The sequence below is a fragment of the Nonomuraea zeae genome (assembly GCF_005889725.1).
Lineage (GTDB): Bacteria > Actinomycetota > Actinomycetes > Streptosporangiales > Streptosporangiaceae > Nonomuraea > Nonomuraea zeae.
In genome coordinates this window covers 1-833 of sequence record NZ_VCKX01000710.1, presented here as the reverse complement: position 1 = coordinate 833, position 833 = coordinate 1, and the positions used below count along the sequence as shown (strand labels likewise).

The 833-nt window shown below is 71.9% G+C and carries 1 protein-coding gene; it reads left to right on the top strand.

Features of this window, described 5'->3' with window-relative positions; all coding sequences use genetic code 11:
* The coding region (locus ETD85_RS64320) for a sigma-70 family RNA polymerase sigma factor family protein (RefSeq protein WP_476739317.1) at positions 1-430 on the top strand (430 nt) is incomplete at its 5' end.
* Positions 431-833 lie beyond the last annotated feature (403 nt).

Genomic DNA, 833 nt, shown 5'->3' with positions numbered 1-833 from the left:
GGCCAGCCGAGCCCGCCGCCGGGTGCGCGGCCAGGCCCCCGCCACCGGCCCCGACCTGGCCCGCCAGCGCGACGTCGTGCACGCCTATCTCGCCGCCTCCCGCGACGGCGACTTCGACGCGCTCGTCACCCTGCTCCACCCCGACGTCGTGCTGCACGCCGACGGCGAGGCCCTGCCCACCGGCGTGCCGGTCGCGCTCCGCGGCGCCCGCTCCGTGGCCAGGGGCGCGTACCCCGCCGCGGCCAGGATCCCGGACACCCGTCCGGCGCTGGTGAACGGGTCCGCCGGGCTCGTGATGGCACCCGGCGGACGGTTGTTCCTGGTGCTCGACTTCACCTACGCCGCCGACGGCCTGATCACCGCGATCGACGTGATCGCGAACCCCGACCGCCTGCGCCATGTCCACGTCGCCGTCCTCCACGCGGATTGATCACTTAGGACCGTGAGCGGCAGCATCCTTGCCACGGGGCGATCGCCCAGGGCCGTGAGCGGCAGCATCCTTGACGCGGGGCGAACGCTCAGGGCGGCGAGCGGCGCGGCATCCTCGAACACGGATTGATCGCCCAGGGCTGCGGGCGGTGTCCACCACTGCGGTTCGATCGCCCGTCGCTGTGTACGAAGGCATCTTCCAGCCCGCCCGGCCACGGATTCCTCCCGCGCTCGCTCGCCTGCCCTGGACTACGTCTTCCGCCGCGGTCACAGCCCCAGCGCCTTTACATTGTAGACTTCTAGGCCCCTTCGGGGCGTGGCACGTGTGGGAAAATCCGACCGGGCCGCTCGCCGACGTCGGTGAATCATGGCGCAGCTGAGGCCGAATTGTAGCTTGATGCTGG